The sequence below is a fragment of the Pseudomonas sp. PB106 genome (assembly GCF_009764645.1).
GTDB lineage: Bacteria > Pseudomonadota > Gammaproteobacteria > Pseudomonadales > Pseudomonadaceae > Aquipseudomonas.
The window spans coordinates 37,373-56,118 of the sequence record NZ_RWIM01000103.1 but is presented as its reverse complement, the minus strand read 5'-3'; the positions used below and the strand labels follow the sequence as shown (position 1 = coordinate 56,118).

Annotated in this window: 17 protein-coding genes, 5 tRNA genes and 1 riboswitch; of the genes, 5 read left to right on the top strand and 17 right to left on the bottom strand. The window is 57.7% G+C overall.

Translation table 11 applies throughout. From position 1 onward, the window contains the following. Positions 1–356 precede the first annotated feature (356 nt). Positions 357–433, bottom strand: a tRNA-Arg gene (locus tag EJA71_RS13825). A 300-nt stretch (positions 434–733) separates the two neighbouring features. On the opposite strand from EJA71_RS13825, the gene EJA71_RS13820 reads away from it, so the two are divergent. Both EJA71_RS13820 and EJA71_RS13815 read left to right on the top strand, forming a co-directional pair. Further along, on the top strand, positions 734–967 hold the full coding sequence (locus EJA71_RS13820; RefSeq protein WP_158957692.1) for a hypothetical protein: 234 nt from the start codon (positions 734–736) through the stop codon (positions 965–967). A 20-nt stretch (positions 968–987) separates the two neighbouring features. Then, on the top strand, positions 988–1,167 hold the full coding sequence (locus EJA71_RS13815) for a PA3371 family protein (RefSeq protein ID WP_158957690.1): 180 nt from the start codon (positions 988–990) through the stop codon (positions 1,165–1,167). On the opposite strand, the gene phnN is transcribed toward EJA71_RS13815, so the two are convergent. Continuing rightward, a complete protein-coding gene (phnN, locus tag EJA71_RS13810) occupies positions 1,142–1,711 on the bottom strand; it encodes a phosphonate metabolism protein/1,5-bisphosphokinase (PRPP-forming) PhnN (RefSeq protein WP_158957688.1) in 570 nt (189 codons plus the stop codon). The genes EJA71_RS13815 and phnN overlap by 26 nt on opposite strands. A 390-nt stretch (positions 1,712–2,101) precedes the next feature. Between phnN and EJA71_RS13800 the strand changes: the two genes are divergently transcribed. Next, positions 2,102–2,428 carry an Arc family DNA-binding protein gene (locus EJA71_RS13800; RefSeq protein WP_158957685.1) on the top strand — a complete coding sequence of 109 codons (327 nt, stop codon included), beginning with the start codon at positions 2,102–2,104 and terminating at the stop codon, positions 2,426–2,428. A gap of 117 nt (positions 2,429–2,545) precedes the next feature. On the opposite strand, the gene mgtE is transcribed toward EJA71_RS13800, so the two are convergent. Next, positions 2,546–3,988, bottom strand: a complete 1,443-nt coding sequence (mgtE, locus tag EJA71_RS13795) for a magnesium transporter (RefSeq protein WP_158957682.1) — start codon at positions 3,986–3,988, stop codon at positions 2,546–2,548. Positions 3,989–4,309: 321 nt separating this feature from the next. On the opposite strand from mgtE, the gene EJA71_RS13790 reads away from it, so the two are divergent. Next, a complete protein-coding gene (locus EJA71_RS13790; protein WP_158957680.1) occupies positions 4,310–4,828 on the top strand; it encodes a cell envelope protein SmpA in 519 nt (172 codons plus the stop codon). A 19-nt stretch (positions 4,829–4,847) separates the two neighbouring features. Here EJA71_RS13790 and EJA71_RS13785 read toward each other — a convergent pair. The 8 genes from EJA71_RS13785 to ltaE all read right to left on the bottom strand — a co-directional run bounded on the left by EJA71_RS13785 (position 4,848) and on the right by ltaE (position 10,960). Beyond that, positions 4,848–4,924, bottom strand: a tRNA-Arg gene (locus tag EJA71_RS13785). A 72-nt stretch (positions 4,925–4,996) separates the two neighbouring features. Then, positions 4,997–5,073 (bottom strand) — tRNA-Arg (locus tag EJA71_RS13780). 71 nt (positions 5,074–5,144) lie between these two features. Next, positions 5,145–5,221 (bottom strand) — tRNA-Arg (locus EJA71_RS13775). Positions 5,222–5,328: 107 nt separating this feature from the next. Then, positions 5,329–5,419: transfer RNA gene (locus EJA71_RS13770), tRNA-Ser, on the bottom strand. Between the two features lie 62 nt (positions 5,420–5,481). Beyond that, the gene (gene csrA / locus EJA71_RS13765; protein ID WP_002554426.1) at positions 5,482–5,670 is read right to left on the bottom strand and encodes a carbon storage regulator CsrA; all 189 of its coding nucleotides are present in this window, start codon (positions 5,668–5,670) and stop codon (positions 5,482–5,484) included. Between the two features lie 188 nt (positions 5,671–5,858). Beyond that, positions 5,859–7,100: an aspartate kinase gene (locus tag EJA71_RS13760; RefSeq protein ID WP_158957678.1), complete on the bottom strand. Its 1,242-nt coding sequence runs from the start codon at positions 7,098–7,100 to the stop codon at positions 5,859–5,861. Positions 7,101–7,190: 90 nt separating this feature from the next. Continuing rightward, a complete protein-coding gene (gene alaS / locus EJA71_RS13755) occupies positions 7,191–9,809 on the bottom strand; it encodes an alanine--tRNA ligase (protein WP_158957676.1) in 2,619 nt (872 codons plus the stop codon). Positions 9,810–9,955: 146 nt separating this feature from the next. Further along, positions 9,956–10,960 carry a low-specificity L-threonine aldolase gene (gene ltaE, locus EJA71_RS13750; RefSeq protein ID WP_158957674.1) on the bottom strand — a complete coding sequence of 335 codons (1,005 nt, stop codon included), beginning with the start codon at positions 10,958–10,960 and terminating at the stop codon, positions 9,956–9,958. A 198-nt stretch (positions 10,961–11,158) separates the two neighbouring features. Further along, positions 11,159–11,330: riboswitch (FMN riboswitch) on the top strand. 101 nt (positions 11,331–11,431) lie between these two features. Between ltaE and EJA71_RS13745 the strand changes: the two genes are divergently transcribed. After that, a complete protein-coding gene (locus EJA71_RS13745) occupies positions 11,432–11,941 on the top strand; it encodes a 6,7-dimethyl-8-ribityllumazine synthase (RefSeq protein ID WP_158957672.1) in 510 nt (169 codons plus the stop codon). 157 nt (positions 11,942–12,098) lie between these two features. Here EJA71_RS13745 and astE read toward each other — a convergent pair whose 3' ends face one another. The 6 genes from astE to aruF all read right to left on the bottom strand — a co-directional run bounded on the left by astE (position 12,099) and on the right by aruF (position 18,542). Continuing rightward, entirely contained in the window at positions 12,099–13,109 is a 1,011-nt protein-coding gene (gene astE, locus EJA71_RS13740) for a succinylglutamate desuccinylase (protein ID WP_158957670.1), read from the bottom strand. Between the two features lie 12 nt (positions 13,110–13,121). Beyond that, positions 13,122–13,412, bottom strand: coding sequence for a hypothetical protein (locus EJA71_RS13735; RefSeq protein WP_016983958.1), 291 nt, complete (start codon positions 13,410–13,412; stop codon positions 13,122–13,124). 57 nt (positions 13,413–13,469) lie between these two features. Beyond that, on the bottom strand, positions 13,470–14,816 hold the full coding sequence (gene astB, locus EJA71_RS13730; protein ID WP_158957668.1) for an N-succinylarginine dihydrolase: 1,347 nt from the start codon (positions 14,814–14,816) through the stop codon (positions 13,470–13,472). Between the two features lie 163 nt (positions 14,817–14,979). After that, entirely contained in the window at positions 14,980–16,449 is a 1,470-nt protein-coding gene (gene astD, locus EJA71_RS13725; RefSeq protein ID WP_178113694.1) for a succinylglutamate-semialdehyde dehydrogenase, read from the bottom strand. Continuing rightward, the gene (gene astA, locus EJA71_RS13720) at positions 16,446–17,471 is read right to left on the bottom strand and encodes an arginine N-succinyltransferase (protein WP_038366527.1); all 1,026 of its coding nucleotides are present in this window, start codon (positions 17,469–17,471) and stop codon (positions 16,446–16,448) included. The genes astD and astA overlap by 4 nt, the downstream gene beginning before the upstream one ends. A 51-nt stretch (positions 17,472–17,522) precedes the next feature. Then, complete coding sequence (gene aruF, locus EJA71_RS13715) at positions 17,523–18,542, bottom strand: arginine/ornithine succinyltransferase subunit alpha (protein WP_158957664.1); 1,020 nt, start codon at positions 18,540–18,542, stop codon at positions 17,523–17,525. Positions 18,543–18,746: the final 204 nt, after the last annotated feature.

Here is an 18,746-nt window from a genome sequence, read left to right as displayed (position 1 = left end):
CGTTACACGCTGCTGTCAACACCTCTTTTTCAACTCCCTTCTGGCCTCGATGAACTGAAGCAACCTACTGCCGAAACCTGCATAACTCATTGAATCTCAAGGAGTTTTCCGTTTCGACTGCGCCGGACGTGGGGCGAATTATAGACATCTCAAATCTGCCGTCAACCTTTAATTTCGCTTTTCTATCGAGACATCTGAAATGCTTGCTTCTATATAGCTGCAGCAGGGGATGTCGATGAAATTCAATGAAAAAGCCGCCAGGCACAGCTACCCAAATGAAAGGCGCACTAAAACACTCAGGAGATACTGATCGCTCTAAAGCAGGTGAGAGGTAAAAAAGAGGATCAAACAATAGATGGTGTCCCAGGGCAGGTTCGAACTGCCAACCTTCCCCTTAGGAGGGGGATGCTCTATCCAATTGAGCTACTGAGACACACGGTTGTCGCGGACAAGGAATGCCGTACGACGGACGGCGTGCATGTTAACGGGCGAACCCTGATTTGTCATGTCATCCACCGGGCTTTTTAAGTGTAGGCAGGCATCCCACAGCACTGAAGGAAGATTTACCGTGCATTTTGCACTCCTCCCAAAAAGCCATCATTGCAGATTGCAATTCAATCCACCCGGGATAACAACGCAAGCGCTTGTTTTTAAAGAGTTTAGCAGCGGATAGACTGTTGGCATGGGGACTGCTTTGCTTGCTCTTATAAAAGAACAACCGGAGCCTCAGCCCATGAACCGCATTCTCTTGGTCGCAAATGCAATTGCTCTAGCAGTTTTAGCGGGCTCCCACCTCCTTCCCGAGGAAAGAGCTTCAGACACTGTTGCCCAGCGCATGCCGCACTACTTGCAGGTGCAGAGAACGCCTCAATGGGCAGTATTGAGCGATCAGAGCAATGTGACACGTCAAATGGTCAGTGAGCCCGAACAAGCTCAGGCACTGGCAACCGAACGCTTAGTTTTTTGAAATATCTTCAGGAGCACAACATGTCCAAGGCAGCTGCCGGATTTCTGATCCTCGCCCTACTGAGTGGCGTTATACACTTTTCACTGTTTAGCGAAACCGAAGTGACTCTGCCCCTTGTTTCCTCCGGCGTATTTGCAGTTTTGTTCATGCTGGCGCTGGTGGCCGGACGCAGGATCAAGTTTGATCCGGTGCTGCGCTGAGTCGAACCAAACCCAGCAGATTGTTGACCGCATCGACGATCGCACCGGAATTGTCGATTACATGTACCGCTACATCACTTGATCGCCTGTCTCGGAACAACGCATTGCGAGAGATCCTTTCCTCGATCTGCTCAAGCGTCTCTCTGCCCCGTACAAGCAGTCGCTTACGCAACACTTCGTCTTTGACGGTCAAAAGAACCGCAGTGAGCGTCGGGTAACGCTCAACCGCGTGACGCAGGTTGGCGCGAGATCCGTTAACGAGTACATTTCGCCCATCTTCCAGCCACTGGTCAATTTGTACGGGTATTCCGTAGGACAAACCATTGGCTCGCCAAGCCAAGGCAAAATCGCCAGCGCGCTCAAGTCGCTCGAACTCTTCAGGCGACACGCCCTTGGCGTCCTCCCCCACCGATTCTGCTGATCGAGTGATAACCCGGCGCACGATTTCGCAATTCATCGCCTGCAATGGAAGTCGCGCAGCCTCGATCAGACTGTCTTTTCCGGAGCCTGACGGCCCCATCAGATAAATAAGTCTGCCACCCATCCTGAAAACCTCTCTGGCGCGCGCCTGCCTCTAGCAAATCGGCAATTTGCCACTATCCTGTACAAGACAAGGAACGAGAATAGAAAGCCACATAGCATGCACGTTCTGACGCCCTCGGGCATCAACTGATATGGCTTGGGAGTGCGTAAGCCGATGCGTGCTTGGATGAAGTTTTCAAACCAGTCCGCATTTCTGACAATTGGTGCTGGCATTACGCCTTTACCCGGCTCAATATTTGTCACAGAATTGACGCCAATGATCTGGCAATTTTGAGGCATGATGCGGGCCTCTTAACAATTCAGGTTGAACCATTTGGCGCGGATGCTTGTCCTACCACACATCCTGCGGCCAATCCCGAGAACCGCTCCCCTGAACTAACCGGTTAAATATATGCGCCCATTGAAACAGGCAATTTATTCCAGCCGTACGGCTGACAAGTTCGTCGTACGTCTGCCAGACGGAATGCGTGAACGCATTGCCGAGGTGGCTCGCAATCATCATCGCAGCATGAACTCCGAGATCATTGCGCGCCTTGAGCAGAGTCTTATTCAGGAAGGTGCATTGGGCGACGAGCTGAGCATGCGCCTGGACAGCCCTGAGCTGTCGCTGCACGAACGCGAGTTGTTGCAACGTTTTCGCCAACTGTCTCACCGCCAGCAGAACGCCTTGGTCTCCTTGATCGCCCACGATGCCGAAATGGCAGCAGACGCGTCCTGAGCCATACCGAACATCTCAAGCCAGCTTAACCGCTGGCTTTTTTTTGCCCGGATTTTGATTTTCAGAAGATACAAAAAAGCCCGCCAATTGGCGGGCTTTTGGTTCGATACCGCAGTATCAGAGCAGGAAGATTGTCGCCAACCCCAGGAAAATGAAGAAGCCACCGCTGTCGGTCATTGCGGTAATCATCACACTCGCACCCATTGCTGGGTCGCGGCCCATTTTCGCCAGCGTCATCGGGATCAATACCCCCATCAGGGCTGCCAGCAGCAGGTTGAGCGTCATTGCCGCGGTCATGACCACGCCCAACGACCAACTGCCGTAAAGCAGATAGGCAACTACACCAATCACCCCCCCCCAGACCAAGCCGTTGATCAGACCTACTGCCAATTCCTTGCGCATCAGGCGAGAGGTGTTGCCAGTGCTGACCTGGTCCAGCGCCATGGCGCGGACGATCATGGTGATCGTCTGGTTGCCAGAGTTACCACCGATACCCGCCACAATAGGCATCAGTGCCGCGAGTGCTACCAGCTTCTCGATCGAACCTTCGAACAGGCCGATTACCCGCGAAGCCACAAACGCGGTGATCAAGTTGATCGCCAGCCACGCCCAACGGTTGCGCAGCGACTTCCAGACCGAAGCGAAGATATCTTCCTCTTCTCGCAGACCCGCCATGTTGAGGACTTCGGTCTCACTCTCTTCACGAATCAGGTCGACCATTTCGTCGATGGTCAAACGGCCAATCAGTTTGCCGTTCTTGTCGACTACCGGGGCGGAGATCAAGTCGTAACGCTCGAATGCCTGCGCGGCGTCGTAAGCATCCTCGTCCGGATGGAAACTGACCGGATCGCTTGCCATCACCTCGGCAACCTGTTTGTCCGGATCATTGACCAGCAAACGCTTGATCGGCAACACACCCTTGAGCACGCCGTCATAATCGACCACGAACAGTTTGTCGGTGTGGCCAGGAAGCTCTTTGAGCCGACGCAGGTAGCGCAGAACCACTTCGAGACTGACATCCTCACGGATGGTCACCATCTCGAAGTCCATCAGTGCGCCAACCTGCTCCTCGTCATAGGACAGGGCCGAACGCACACGCTCACGTTGCTGGTTATCCAGACTCTCCATCAGCTCATGGACGACGTCTCGCGGCAGCTCGGAAGCCAGGTCAGCAAGCTCGTCGGCGTCCATGTCCTTGGCTGCAGCCAGGAGCTCGTGATCGTCCATGTCGGCGATCAGCGTTTCACGAACGGAGTCGGATACTTCGAGAAGAATGTCGCCGTCGCGATCTGCCTTGACCAATTGCCAAAGCGTCAGACGGTCGTCCAGCGGCAGGGCTTCAAGGATGTAGGCGACGTCGGCGGAGTGCAAATCATCGAGCTTGCGCTGCAGCTCGACAAGATTTTGCCGGTGAACCAGGTTTTCGACCCGGTCATGATGCGCGCCTTCCTGGCGATGAGTGAGGTCTTCGACGACCCGTTGACGCTGCAGTAGCTCGACGACTTGCGCCAGGCGATCCTGCAGGCTGTCCTGTGTTTTCTTTACTTCGATTTCAGACATAGGCGAACTCCACTCCCAGCAGCGGGGCACGCCGGAAGGATCAATCAGTCAATTCATGATTGGAAAAACGGGGTACTGAGTAACTACTGGGTAAGTCCATGGAAGTTTTCCATAAGCCCCGGCGGGGCTGACGGGCGCAATGATACACCGCCTGACGGTTTAAAACGTTAAAAAATCGCGGCGGAAACAAGCGCTTGCAGAACAAACCTGAGCGCCGTCCTGATCCGTGTAAATGCGACGACTCATCCTGAAAAGAAAACACACAGGCAGTGGAAAATGGAGAGGCTATCCTTAAGCGTAGATCGTCATGGAGGACATCAAGTGCCATTGAAAGCCAATCTTTTACTCCTCGCCTGCCTTCCTTTTCTGCCTCTTAGCGGGGACGCGACAAGTCTGCATCGTTGCGAAGCGCCGGACGGCAGCATCACATTCACTTCAATGAGCTGTGCACGCGGCGAAAGCTTTTCAGAGCAGGAAGTCCACCCCTACTCGCCCGGCTCCGTCATAGCAGTGATGCCGGAAGCCCATCACGAAAAAACATCTGGTGCACGCAATCAAGGTCGAAAGCCTGGCGTCGTCGGCGGTGCACAACATCTATGCGGTAACGTCATAGATGCGAGGCAGCGCCGCGAAGCCATCATCAATCGGCGAGTGATTGCCGGGATGAGTGCAAAGGATGTCGAAAGCGCTTTAGGCAAACCGGACAAGATAAATATCAGAACGTCGACAACAACCTATCGCTATGACCTCAAGCGAGGCCGTTCTGCACAAGTCGATTTTGATCAGAGAGGATGCGTGAAGGAAAAAGCCAAAACCCGGACAGCAAAAAGCCCGCGTTAAACGCGGGCTTTTCGGTATATGGTGCACTCGACAGGATTCGAACCTGTGACCGCTCGGTTCGTAGCCGAGTACTCTATCCAGCTGAGCTACGAGTGCATTTTGTGTTTTTAGCCCAGACCACAACTGGATGAAGCCAAGTTATCTGCATTGCTGCAACTAACTCTTAAATGGTGCACTCGACAGGATTCGAACCTGTGACCGCTCGGTTCGTAGCCGAGTACTCTATCCAGCTGAGCTACGAGTGCATTTGTGTTTTTAGACCAGATCACATCTGGTTGAAGCCAAGTCATTTACATTGCTGTAACTGACTCTTAAATGGTGCACTCGACAGGATTCGAACCTGTGACCGCTCGGTTCGTAGCCGAGTACTCTATCCAGCTGAGCTACGAGTGCATTTGTTGCGCCGCATTATAGCCCGTCTAATCTCTATTCCAACCACTTTTTCTATTAATTTCAACAGCTTACAGAAAAAGCCAGATTACGACGTACTAAGCAAATAATGGCGGAGAACGGGGGATTCGAACCCCCGACACCCTTTTGAGGTGTACTCCCTTAGCAGGGGAGCGCCTTCGGCCACTCGGCCAGCTCTCCGCAACACGGGGCGTATCTTAACCAACCTTTTCCCCGTTTGCAAACATAAAAATCGATAAAAATTAATGGCTTGGTTCTTCGTCCTTCTCTTTCTTTATACGCAGGTAAATTTCCTCACGGTGCACGGCAACCTCTTTCGGTGCGTTCACACCGATACGCACTTGGTTTCCTTTAACGCCGAGCACGGTCACGGTGATTTCGCCATCACCGATAATCAGGCTTTCTGCGCACCGACGAGTCAGAATCAGCATACCTTTCTCCTCACGCAATTCAGTTCAGGGACAACAGTCTGCAAAAAAAAGGCACCCGACCTACAACCGGAGCGATCGTAGCCCTACATGCCTGAGTATTGACCAGCGCGAGCAAAAGAACAGTTCAGGGGCTCGCGCCATTCAAAAAATAAAGGGCGCGGTCAGACCGCGCCCTTCAAGAAATGGAATTACTCGCCTTGACGGGCCGGAGCATCCAGTTCGAAAGCCGTGTGCAGGGCGCGCACGGCCAGTTCCAGGTACTTCTCTTCAATCACCACGGAAACCTTTATTTCCGAAGTCGAGATCATCTGGATATTAATGCTTTCTTTTGCCAGGGATTCGAACATGCGGCTGGCCACGCCAGCGTGGGAACGCATGCCGACGCCAACGATCGAGACCTTGGCAATCTTGGTGTCGCCAACCACTTCACGGGCACCGATCTCGCGAGCGGTGTTTTCCAGCACGTTCTGTGCGGCCTGGTAGTCGTTGCGGTGCACGGTGAAGGTGAAGTCGGTGGTGTTATCGTGCGCGACATTCTGCACGATCATGTCGACTTCGATGTTCGCGGCACTGATCGGGCCGAGAATCTTGAACGCCACGCCCGGGGTGTCTGGCACGCCACGGATGGTCAGCTTGGCTTCATCGCGGTTGAAAGCGATGCCGGAAATGATCGGCTGTTCCATGGTTTCCTCTTCATCAATAGTAATGAGGGTGCCCGGACCCTCCTTGAAGCTGTGCAGTACGCGCAGCGGAACGTTGTACTTGCCGGCGAATTCCACCGCGCGGATCTGCAACACCTTGGAACCGAGGCTGGCCATTTCCAGCATCTCTTCAAAGGTAATCTTGTCCAGGCGCTGAGCGACCGATACCACACGCGGGTCAGTGGTGTAGACACCATCGACGTCGGTGTAGATCTGGCACTCGTCAGCCTTCAACGCAGCAGCCAGTGCCACGCCGGTAGTGTCGGAACCGCCACGACCGAGGGTGGTGATGTTGCCGTGCTCGTCGACGCCCTGGAAACCGGCGACAACCACCACGCGACCTGCTTTCAGATCACCACGAATCTTCTGGTCATCAATCTGCAAGATACGCGCTTTATTGTGCGCACTGTCCGTCAGGATCCGCACCTGATTACCGGTGTACGACACCGCCGGCACACCGCGCTTGATCAGCGCCATGGCCAACAGGGCAATCGTCACCTGCTCACCAGTGGAAACGATCACATCCAGCTCACGCGGAACCGGTTGGCCGTCACCACTGATTTGCTTGGCCAGATCGATCAGACGGTTGGTTTCGCCGCTCATTGCAGACAGCACAACCACCAGGTCATCGCCGGCATCGCGGAATTTCTTAACCTTGTCGGCGACCTGCTCGATTCTCTCGACAGTACCGACCGAGGTGCCTCCAAATTTCTGTACGATCAAAGCCATTTCAAAGCCGCCTCTGCCCATGAAGGGCGCCCAATAATCACTCGAACAGCCGCCGGGCCCGCCACTAGACTGCGGGCCCGACGGGCCGTCTTATAAACCCTGCTCGACGAATGGAACGGTCAGCGCCAGTGCGCCATCCAGTGCGCCGGCGTCGACACCGCCGCCCTGCGCCATGTCCGGACGACCACCGCCCTTCCCGCCCACTGCCGCAGCAGCCTGTTTCATCAAATCACCGGCTTTGAGTTGGCCAGTCAGGTCTTTGGTTACGCCTGCAACCAGAACGACCTTTTCCTCATGGACACCGCCGAGCAGGATCACTGCGCGGCCGAGTTTGTTTTTCAGCTGATCGACGAGCGCCAGCAGTGCCTTGCCGTCCTGACCATCCAGACGTGCGGCCAAAACCTTCACGCCTTTGACGTCGAGTGCCGAGGCCGACAGATCGTCGCCCGCAGCGCTGGCCGCCTTGGCTTGCAACTGCTCGAGTTGCTTTTCCAGTTGGCGGTTGCGCTCGAGCACAGCCGACAGCTTGTCGATCAGGTTGTCGCGGCTGCCCTTGACCAGGCTGGCCGCTTCCTTGAGTTGTTCTTCTGCAGCATTCAAATAGGCCAGTGCCGCAGCACCGGTCACTGCTTCGATACGACGCACGCCCGAAGCCACACCGCCCTCGCTGATGATTTTCAGCAGGCCGATGTCGCCGGTACGGTTGGCGTGGATACCGCCGCACAGCTCGACGGAGAAATCGCCGCCCATGCTCAACACGCGCACGTTGTCGCCGTACTTCTCGCCGAACAGCGCCATCGCGCCTTTGTTCTTGGCGGTTTCGATGTCGGTTTCTTCGGTTTCAACAGCGGAGTTCTTGCGAATCTCGGCGTTGACAATGTCTTCCAGCGCCTTGATCTGCTCTGGCTTGATCGCTTCAAAGTGGCTGAAGTCGAAACGCAGGCGCTGACTATCGACCAACGAACCTTTCTGCTGAACGTGCTCGCCCAATACCTGACGCAGTGCAGCGTGCAGCAAGTGCGTGGCCGAGTGGTTCAGCGAGGTGGCGTGACGCACTTCGGCATCGACGTGAGTTTCCACCGGCGCGCCAATGGTTAGGCTGCCCGAATCCAAGACACCGTGGTGCAGAAATGCGCCGCCAGTCTTGGTGGTGTCTCGCACGTCAAAACGTGCGCTGCCGGCCTGCAGGAAACCGCAGTCGCCGATCTGGCCGCCGGACTCCGCGTAGAACGGTGTCTGGTTCAGCACGATCACGGCCTCTTCGCCTTCATTCAAGACGTCGACCGATTGGCCATCTTTATAGATAGCGACGATTTTTGCCGAACCGCTGGTGTCTTTGTAGCCGGTGAACTCGGTGGCCACATCAACCTTGACCAAGGTGTTGTAGTCCAGACCGAACGAGCTGGCCGAACGCGCACGAACACGCTGGGCTTCCATCTCGCGCTCAAAGCCAGCTTCGTCGACAGTCAGGCTGCGCTCACGGGCGATGTCAGCGGTCAGGTCCATCGGGAAACCGTAGGTGTCGTAGAGTTTGAACACCACGTCGCCCGGCACCACGGTGCCTTTGAGTTCCAGTAGATCCTGCTCGAGAATCTTCAAGCCGTGCTCCAAAGTCTTGGAGAACTGCTCTTCTTCAGCCTTCAGGACGCGCTCGATGTTGCTTTGCTGCTTCTTCAGTTCCGGGAAGGCTTCGCCCATCTCGGCAACCAGTGCGGCGACGATCTTGTAGAAGAAGCTGCCAGTGGCGCCCAGCTTGTTACCGTGACGGCAGGCGCGACGGATGATCCGGCGCAGCACATAACCGCGGCCTTCATTGGACGGCAGCACGCCGTCGGCGATCAGGAAACCGCAAGAACGAATGTGGTCGGAAACAACCTTGAGCGAAGACTGGTCGCCGTTTTCGCAACCGATAGCTTCAGCCGAGGCCTTCAGCAGGTTCTTGAACAGGTCAATGTCGTAGTTGGAATTGACGTGCTGCATCACCGCGCTGATCCGCTCCAGGCCCATGCCGGTGTCGACCGACGGTGCTGGCAACGGATGCAACACGCCATCGGCGGTGCGGTTGAACTGCATGAACACGTTGTTCCAGATCTCGATGTAACGGTCGCCGTCTTCTTCAGGCGAGCCCGGTGGGCCGCCCCAGATGTGGTCGCCGTGATCGTAGAAAATCTCGGTGCACGGGCCGCACGGGCCGGTATCGCCCATGGTCCAGAAGTTGTCGGAGGCGTATGGCGCGCCTTTGTTGTCGCCGATGCGGATCATGCGCTCGACCGGCACACCGATTTCTTTGGTCCAGATGTCATACGCTTCGTCGTCGGAGGCGTAGACGGTGACCCAGAGTTTTTCCTTCGGCAGTTGCAGAACGCCGGTCAGGAAGGTCCACGCGTAGGTAATCGCGTCCTTCTTGAAATAGTCACCGAAGCTGAAGTTACCGAGCATTTCGAAGAACGTGTGGTGACGAGCGGTATAACCGACGTTTTCCAGGTCGCTGTTCTTGCCACCGGCACGCACGCATTTCTGGCTGCTGGTCGCACGGGTGTACGCACGTTTTTCCTGGCCCAGGAAGCAGTCCTTGAACTGGTTCATCCCCGCGTTAGTGAACAGCAGGGTTGGGTCGTTGCCCGGAATCAAAGAGCTGGAGGCTACACGGGTGTGGCCTTGCTCTTCGAAGAAGCGAAGGAAGGCTTCACGGATTTCTGCGCTTTTCATTAGGTTCTTCCACGGAGGCTGCGGCCAAAGGCCTGTTCGAAACGTCAACAGACGAAGCGACGGCAAAGGGCCGCATTATATCGGCCCTGCGCGCGGGGTACAGCGTGTTTATACGATAGAAACGGTCAATTGGACGGCTAACGCTGTCACTTGCGCGAAAACTCGACGAATGTCGCGATCACTTGCTCGATTTGCGAGCGATTGACGTCCATGTGCGTGACCATACGCAGACGCGCAGCGGCGCTCAACTTGATCCCGCGTTCAGCGGCAAACGCCTTGATCGCCTCGGCTTTGTCACCCATTTGCACATAAACCATGTTGGTTTGCACCGGTTCGACGATGAAACCTGCTTCACGCAGACCATCGGCCAAAAACTGCGCGTTGGCGTGGTCATCCGCCAGACGCTCGACATTGTGATCCAGCGCGTAAAGTCCCGCCGCCGCCAGCAGTCCGGCCTGACGCATGCCGCCGCCAACCATCTTGCGCAAACGCCGGGCCTTGCCGATCAGTTGTTCGGCGCCGCACAGCACCGACCCCACCGGCGCGCCGAGGCCTTTGGACAGGCACACCGACACCGAATCGAAATACCGGGTGATTTCCCGGGCATCAACACCCAGCCTGACCGCCGCGTTGTAAAGGCGCGCGCCGTCGAGATGCAATTGCAGGCCGTTGTCCTGGGTGAAACGGCGAGCGTGCGCCAGATACTCCAGCGGCAGCACTTTGCCTTGCATGGTGTTTTCCAGCGCCAGCAAACGCGTACGGGCGAAATGGAAGTCGTCAGGCTTGATCGCCGCCGCGACCTGATCCAGATCCAGCGAACCATCGGCCTGCACTTCCAGCGGCTGCGGCTGGATCGAACCGAGCACCGCCGCGCCGCCGCCCTCGTATTTGTAGGTGTGCGCCTGCTGACCAACGATGTATTCGTCGCCGCGCTCGCAGTGCGCCATCAACCCCAGCAGATTACTCATGGTCCCGGTCGGCACGAACAGCGCGGCGGCGAAGCCCAGGCGTTTGGCCAGCTCGGCCTCAAGACGATTGACCGTCGGATCTTCGCCGTACACGTCATCGCCGGTGTCTGCCGCAGTCATCGCGTCAAGCATGGCGGGAGTCGGTTGGGTGACGGTGTCGCTGCGAAGATCGATAACGCTCATGAACCTGGCCTCAAGTCAGCAGGGGAAATCCCTTAACGAAGTGGGATTACTGCGGTCATGGCGCGGATTAATCAACCCTTGTGCAAGGAATTTTCGTTTTCTCCCGCCAGAAAATTCGATGGCAATCATCAGAAAGGCGCAATGCACAGATACACAATCTGTGTTAAAAACGCTGCGCCGCCCGAGAAAGGGCGGCAAAAACGTTCTCAGGGCGGGGTGCAATTCCCCACCGGCGGTAATTGCGCGCAATGCGCATAGCCCGCGAGCGCTTGGCGGCGAACACGACTTCGGTTGTGATCAACGGCAAGGTCAGCAGACCCGGTGTGATCCCGGGGCCGACGGTCATAGTCCGGATGAAGAGAGAACGGGATTAACGCCAAAGGGCCGTCCGCACGATGTTGTGCGTGTGCGCACCCTTGAATCCCTTTCGATTCATAACGCCCTGTTTTTCACACAAACAGGAGTCAGAACATGCAACCCACCGCTTTCGACAGCAAAAGCAAACACCCACACGGCGAACGCGTTGCGTTCATCCAGGCCTGCTGGCACAAGGAAATCGTCGACCAGAGCCGTAAAGGCTTCGTCGCCGAGATGATTGCTTTGGGTTATCAGGAATCGGACATCGATATTTTCGAAGTTGGCGGTGCCTTTGAAATGCCCCTGCACGCCAAGTTGTTGGCCAAGACCGGTCGTTATGCCGGCATCGTTGCTGCAGCCTTGGTCGTGGACGGTGGCATCTACCGTCACGAGTTCGTTGCCCAGTCGGTGGTCAGCGGCCTGATGCAGGTTCAGCTGGAAACCGAAGTGCCGGTGTTCTCGGTGTCGCTGACGCCGCATCACTTCCATGCTGGCGACGAGCATCAGAAGTTCTTCTTCGAGCATTTCGTGCATAAAGGTCAGGAAGCGGCGCGGACTTGCGCGGATACGTTGCAGAAGGTTCGTGCGTTGCGTCGCACCGAGCCGCGTGCGGTAGCGGTCTGATAGCCCATGGGTGAGGCCTTGGGTCTCACTCATTCCACTGTGGGAGCGAGCTTGCTCGCGAAAGCGGACTGACAGCCAACTCAAATGTTGAATGTCAGATTGCATTCGCGAGCAAGCTCGCTCCCACAGGGTTATATGTCGAAACCGAAAACTGGGGTCAGGCGAGATTTTCGTCGGTGGTCGGGATGATCAGGATGCCTGCGCGCAAGCCGTTTTTGACCTTGGGATTAGGGAAGATGATCCGCGCGCCCTCCTCCTCAATGATCCAGCGGGTATTGGCGAGATCTTCGGCCAGCACATAACCCATTTCCAATTCTGAAAAGTTTTCGATGTCCTGCGGCAGGTTCAGGCGGAATGCATCGCTGTGCTTGATGATTTCCCGGGCGACACTGAACAACTGCAAACCGTCCAGCTCTGGCTCAGCCATTTCCGGCTCGTTGCCTTCGATGATTTGCTTCAGGCGCGTTTCCAGCAGCGAGACGTTAACGCCGTCGTTCTGCCCGAATGGCCGTGCCTTGCCCAGTTCCAGGGTGAAAGCCTCGGCACCGAGCTTGTCGTAGGTGTACGAGCTGAACACGATCGACGGTTTGTTCTGCAAAAGCACCGCTTCCATCCCGGCAGCGCGCAAACGCGCCAGCTCAACACGGGAATGCTGGCGACCTTCCTTCCACGGATAGAGCGCGAACTGCTCGATCTTCGAACCGCGAATCGCCGTGTGCAGGTCGTAATGCAGACGTTGGCGATCCGGCAGGCTGAAGAAACTCGCTGCCAATCGCTCCAGCTCACAGGCTCGCAGCGCTTCCGAGCCACTGCTTTGTTCATGACGGCCGTTGAACAGCCGATTGACGTCCTGCTCGACGAAGCGCTCGCCTTTGCGAATCGCCTCGGGGTTGCCGAACAGGAACAGAATGCGTGCGCGCGGCTTCAGATCGCCGCGGGCGATGTCGTGCAGCAGCCGATCGAGCAATTCGATCGGCGCTGTTTCGTTGCCGTGAATCCCTGCCGACAGCAGCAGGTCCAGGCCATTGTCGCGCGCTTGCGGTGGCCGAACTTCCAGCGCACCTTCGCTCAACCAGCGCATACGCACGCCTTCGACAGTCAGTTGAGTCTTCTCCGCCGGTTCGCGGCCGGCGAGGGTCAGTTCAAGCAGTTTGCCGAGGGCGAGCATAGAGCGGTTTCCTTAGTGGTCGTGGTTGCAATCCGGGCCGTGCACGTGGTCTTCGTCGTCACCGACGTCGGCCGGTTCCATTTCCAGTTGCAGACTTACCAGATTAGTCGCCAATGGGCGCAGCAGCAGGTTGGCGTATTCGGCATCACCTTCTTCAACGTCCACGCCGATCAGCAGTTGGCCACGGCCGTCCTGCTGGATCCACAGCTCTTTGCCTTGCCACATGACCGCGACGCGGGTGCACGAGGTTTGCAGTTGCGTGCCGTCGGTGTCTTCAAGGATCAGCTGCAGGGAATCGCTCATGTTTTTACTCTCTTGGTGAGACAAGCCGCGCGCCGCGTTCAGGCGACGCGCCGGCCATCAATTGATCTGGAATGGATAAACCGCGCCCAGTTTAAGGATTTGCGTCAGTTCATCCAGTGCCGTCCGGCATTCAAGCAGCAATTGCGGATCCGCCAGATCGGTTTCGCTCAGGCGGTCGCGGTAGTGCTTTTCAACCCATGCGGTCAACGAACCGTACAACGGTGGCGTCATGATAACCCCTGGGTTGACGGCCGCCAGTTCGGTTTCGTTGAGGGCGACGCGCAGTCGCAGGCACGCCGGGCCACCGCCGTTCTGCATGCTTTGCTTGAGATCGAAGACTTTGACCTCGCGAATCAGGCCGCCGGAGCTGGTCAGGCTTTGCAGGTAAGCCCAGACACGCTCGTTGGCTTGGCACTCTTGCGGCACGATCAACAGCATCGAGCCATCAGGACGTGAGAGCAACTGGCTATTGAACAGGTAGGAACGCACCGCGTCATCCACGGTGACTGCCGAACGCGGCACACACACCGACTGGAAGTTGCCGCCGACCTTGGCCAGTTTGCCTTGTAGTTCGGCCAGCATCGACTCGGTGTCGAGGAACGCGTCCTCGTGATAGAACAGCACCTCGCCATTGCCCACGGCGATCACGTCGTTGTGGAACACGCCCTGATCGATCACGTTCGGGTTCTGCTGGGCGTAGACCACGCCCTCATCACGCAGACCATGCAAGCGGGCAACCGCTTGCGACGCTTCGAGGGTCTGGCGTGCCGGGTATTTCTGCGGCGCCGGGAAACGGTTGTCGAACGCACTGCGGCCGAACACGAAGAACTCGACACCTGCTTCGCCATACTCACGGCAGAAACGCGTGTGGTTGGCCGCGCCTTCGTCGCCGAACTGCGCCACGGCCGGCAATGCGGCGTGATGGGCGAAGTGCTGCTGATTGGCGAACATCGCGCCGAGCACGCGGCTGGTGGTCGGGTGCTCGATGCTGCGGTGATATTTGCAGTTGAGGTTGGCGGCGGTGAAGTGCACGCGACCGTCAGCGGTGTCGGCACTCGGGCTGACCGTGGCGGCGTTGGCCACCCACATGCTCGACGCCGAGCAACTGGCAACCAGCAGCGGCATGGCTTCTTTGGCGGCGCGCTCGATTACTTGCGCGTCGGTGCCGCTGAAACCCAGGCGGCGCAGAGCGGCCACGTCCGGACGTTCCTGCGGCGCGAGTACGCCTTGCTGAAAGCCCATTTCCATCAGCGCTTTCATCTTCGCCAGACCTTGCAGCGCCGCTTCCTTCGGGTTCGAAGATTGCTGGCTGTTGCTCTGGGAGGCAACGTTGCCGTAGGACAGACCACCGTAGTTATGGGTCGGCCCCACTAGACCGTCAAAATTGACTTCATAGGATTTCATCAGCGAGGCTCCACGAGAATCTGTTGTTATAGGCTTCAGTAACTATTCTTCAAGACCGCGGTGCGGCCATCGCTGGCAAGCCAGCTCCCACAGTGATCGCGTCGTACACAAAATGTGTCAACGCCTCCAACCCTGTGGGAGCTGGCTTGCCAGCGATTAGGCATCACGCCATCTTCACGCCGGGCGTCAGGGCCGATGGCAACACCAGGCTCGGGGTTTCCAGCGACGCCACCGGGTACGCGCAGTAATCCGCTGCGTAATAGGCACTGGCGCGATGGTTGCCCGAAGCACCGACGCCACCGAACGGCGCGCTGCTCGCAGCGCCGGTCAGTTGTTTGTTCCAGTTGACGATGCCGGCGCGGCTTTCCAGCCAGAACTGCTGATAACGCGCTTCGGAATCCGACAGCAAACCAGCAGCAAGGCCATAAGCGGTGTTGTTGGCTTCAACGATCGCCGCTTCAAAATCAACGTAGCGGATCACTTGCAGCAGCGGGCCGAACAGTTCCTCGTCCGGACGCTCGGCAACCGCCGTCACATCAACAATACCCGGCGTCAGCAACGCGGCTTGCGCCTGTGGTTGAGTCATCGCCAGCAACGACACCGCGCCGTTGGCCAACAGATGCTCCTGAGCGTCCATCAGCGCTTTCGCCGCGCCAAGGGAAATCACCGAGCCCATAAACGGCGCCGGTTGCTGATCGAATGCGCCGACTTCGATAGTCGAACTCACTTCAATCAGACGCTTGAGCAGGCTGTCGCCCCACGCGCCTTGCGGCACCAACAGACGACGTGCGCAAGTGCAGCGCTGACCGGCAGAAATAAAGGCCGATTGAATAATCGTGTAAACCGCCGCGTCGAGATCGGCGACTTGATCAACCACCAGCGGGTTGTTGCCGCCCATTTCAAGCGCGAGGATCTTGTCCGGGCGCCCGGCGAATTGCTGGTGCAGATGATTGCCCGTGCGGCTCGAACCGGTGAAGAACAGGCCGTCGATACCAGGATTCGCCGCCAGCGCGATGCCGGTTTCGCGAGCACCTTGCAGCAGGTTCAAAACCCCTGCCGGCAGACCGGCTTCGATCCAGCATTTGACCGTCAGCTCGGCGACTTTCGGGGTCAGTTCGCTAGGTTTGAACAGCACGCTGTTACCGGCCAGCAACGCCGGCACGATGTGGCCGTTCGGCAAGTGGCCCGGGAAGTTGTAAGGGCCGAACACCGCGACCACGCCGTGTGGTTTGTGGCGCAACACGGCGGTGGCGTCGCCCAACGGGCCGCTCTTCTCGCCGGTACGCTCGCGGTAGCTCTGCACCGAAATCGCGATCTTGTTGACCATGCTGGTCACTTCGGTCGCGGATTCCCACAGCGGCTTGCCGGTCTCTTCACCGATGGTGCGAGCCAATTCGTCAGCGTGGTTTTTCAGCGAAGCGGCGAAAGCCTCAAGCACGCTGATGCGGTCTTCAAGCGTGCGACGTGCCCACTCCGGAAATGCCTGACGCGCCGCTTGCACAGCCGATTCAACCTGAGCAGTGGTGGCGCCCTCCCCCGACCACAGCACTTGCTGGGTCACCGGGTTCAGCGATTGAAAGGCTTCGCCTTGACCGGCCAGCCACTCACCTGCGATGTATAGCGAATTCATTATTTCGACTCCCGTGCAGCGGACAACGCCACGGCGCGCACTTGATCGCCAGCGTTGAGTTGAAGACGTTTGGCGGTTTGCGGATCCACCACCAGCGTGCCGGCAGCGAGACGCGCCGGCGCAGCGGTGATGCGGCAGTCTTCGCGCTTGCGGTTGTGGATGATGAACGGCGTGGCGTCATCGCCCGGCGTGCCCACGGCCAATACCAGCGCTTCACTGTCACGCACCGCGCGGATCTTGCCGGTCTCGCACTCGATGGCCGGGCCCGCATCGAAAATGTCGACGTAGCCCTGATAGCTGAAACCTTCACCCTTGAGCATCGACAGTGCCGGCTCGGTGTCCGGGTGAACCTGGCCGATCACACTGCGTGCGTCCGGCGAGAGGAAGCAGGTGTACAGCGGGAATTTCGGCATCAGCTCGGCGATGAAGGCCTTGTTGCCAACACCGGTGAGGTAATCGGCCTGGCTGAACTCCATCTTGAAGAAGTGACGACCGAGGCTTTCCCAGAACGGCGAACGGCCGGCGTCATCGGAGACACCGCGCATTTCGGCGATGATCTTGTTGCCGAACAATTCAGGGAATTCAGCGATGAACAACATCCGCGCCTTCGACAGCATGCGGCCGTTGAGACCGCTGCGATAATCGGCGTGCAGGAACAGCGAGCACAGCTCGGAATTACCGGTCAGGTCGTTGGCCAGAAACAGCGTCGGAATTTCGCGGTAGATGTTCAGTTCTTGCGAAGCGCTGACCGTCAGGCCAACGCGGAAGTTGTACCAGGGCTCACGCATGCCGACCGCGCCTGCGATGGCGGAAATCCCCACCACGCGACCGTCGTCGTCTTCGAGCACGAACAGGTAGTCCGCATCGCCACGACCGGCTTCGCCGCGAAAAGTCTTCTCGGCCCAGCCGACCCGATGGGCCAGACGTTCTTCGTTGGCCGGCAACGTGGTCAGGCCGGTGCCAGTGCTGCGGGCCAGGTCGATCAGAGCGGATAAATCGCTGCTGCGTACGGGACGAACAATCATGCTATCTCCTCAAACGGGCCGCTTGCGCCACCCGTGAAACTCGCTAAGGCGTTAAACCGCCACCAGGCGCACGCTGGCACCTTCACCGACGCCCAGGGCTTCGGCCGCTTCCAGATCCAGAGTCACCGGTTTGCCCGGCGCGTAATCCAGCTCCAGCAACACCGCGCGGTAATCCTGCAACTGCGCGTTGGCCACCAGATACTGGCGCCCGGCACCTTTCACCGTCTCGCCAATCTTCACTGGCACTACGCGGCTCTGGGCGATCGAACGGATCCCCGAAACCCGTGCATGCAGGGTCGGGCCACCGTCGAAAATGTCGATGTAGTGATCGGTCTCGAAGCCTTCGCGCATCAGGATGTCGAAGGTGATTTGCGCACGCGGGTGGACCTGGCCCATCGCTTCTTGAGCGGAGTCAGGCAGCAGCGGCACGTAGATCGGGTAATGCGGCATCAGCTCGGCGAGGAACGTACGGCTTTTCAGCCCGCACAGACGTTCGGCTTCGGCGTAGTTGAGGTCGAAGAAGTTGCGACCGATCGCATCCCAGAATGGCGAATCACCGTTTTCGTCGCTGTAACCAACGATCTCGGTCACCACCGAATCAGCGAAACGCTCCGGGTGGCTGGCAACGAACAACAGACGACCACGGGAGTTGAGCTCGGACCACGGCGAACCGACCAACTCGCGCTGCACGTAGAAACTGGTCAGCAAGCTGTTGCCGGTCAGGTCGTGGCACTGCGAGAGCACGTGGATCTTGTTGTGGATCTTCAGCTCGCGGGAGGCGTGGACGAAGGTCTCGTTGCGGAAGCTGTAGAACGGCTCCGAGTAACCGGCCGAGGCGACAATCGCCGAGCAACCGACCAGCTTGCCGGTGGTGGAATCTTCAAGGACGAAGAAGTAACTCTCTTCGCCGTTGAAGCTCACTTCGGCGGCGAACGAGGCTTCGCTCGCGGCGATCTTGTCGCTCAGACGTTCCACGTCATCCGGCAAGGAAGTGACACCAATCGGGCTGTCCGCGGCCAGACGCTGTACCTCGCCCAGATCAGCCATTTGCGCGGGGCGCATCACCAGCATGGTGTCACTCCTTAATCTCAGAACTTACAGAAGAAATAACCGGGCCTATGGAGATCAATGTAGGAGTGAGCCTGCTCGCGATTGCGGTCTGTCAGAAACCACTGAGTCGACTGACACACCACAATCGCGAGCAGGCTCACTCCTACAGTTGATCTGGTCCGGCATAAAATTTTGATCGACGCCTGAAAAACTCCAGGCGCCGAA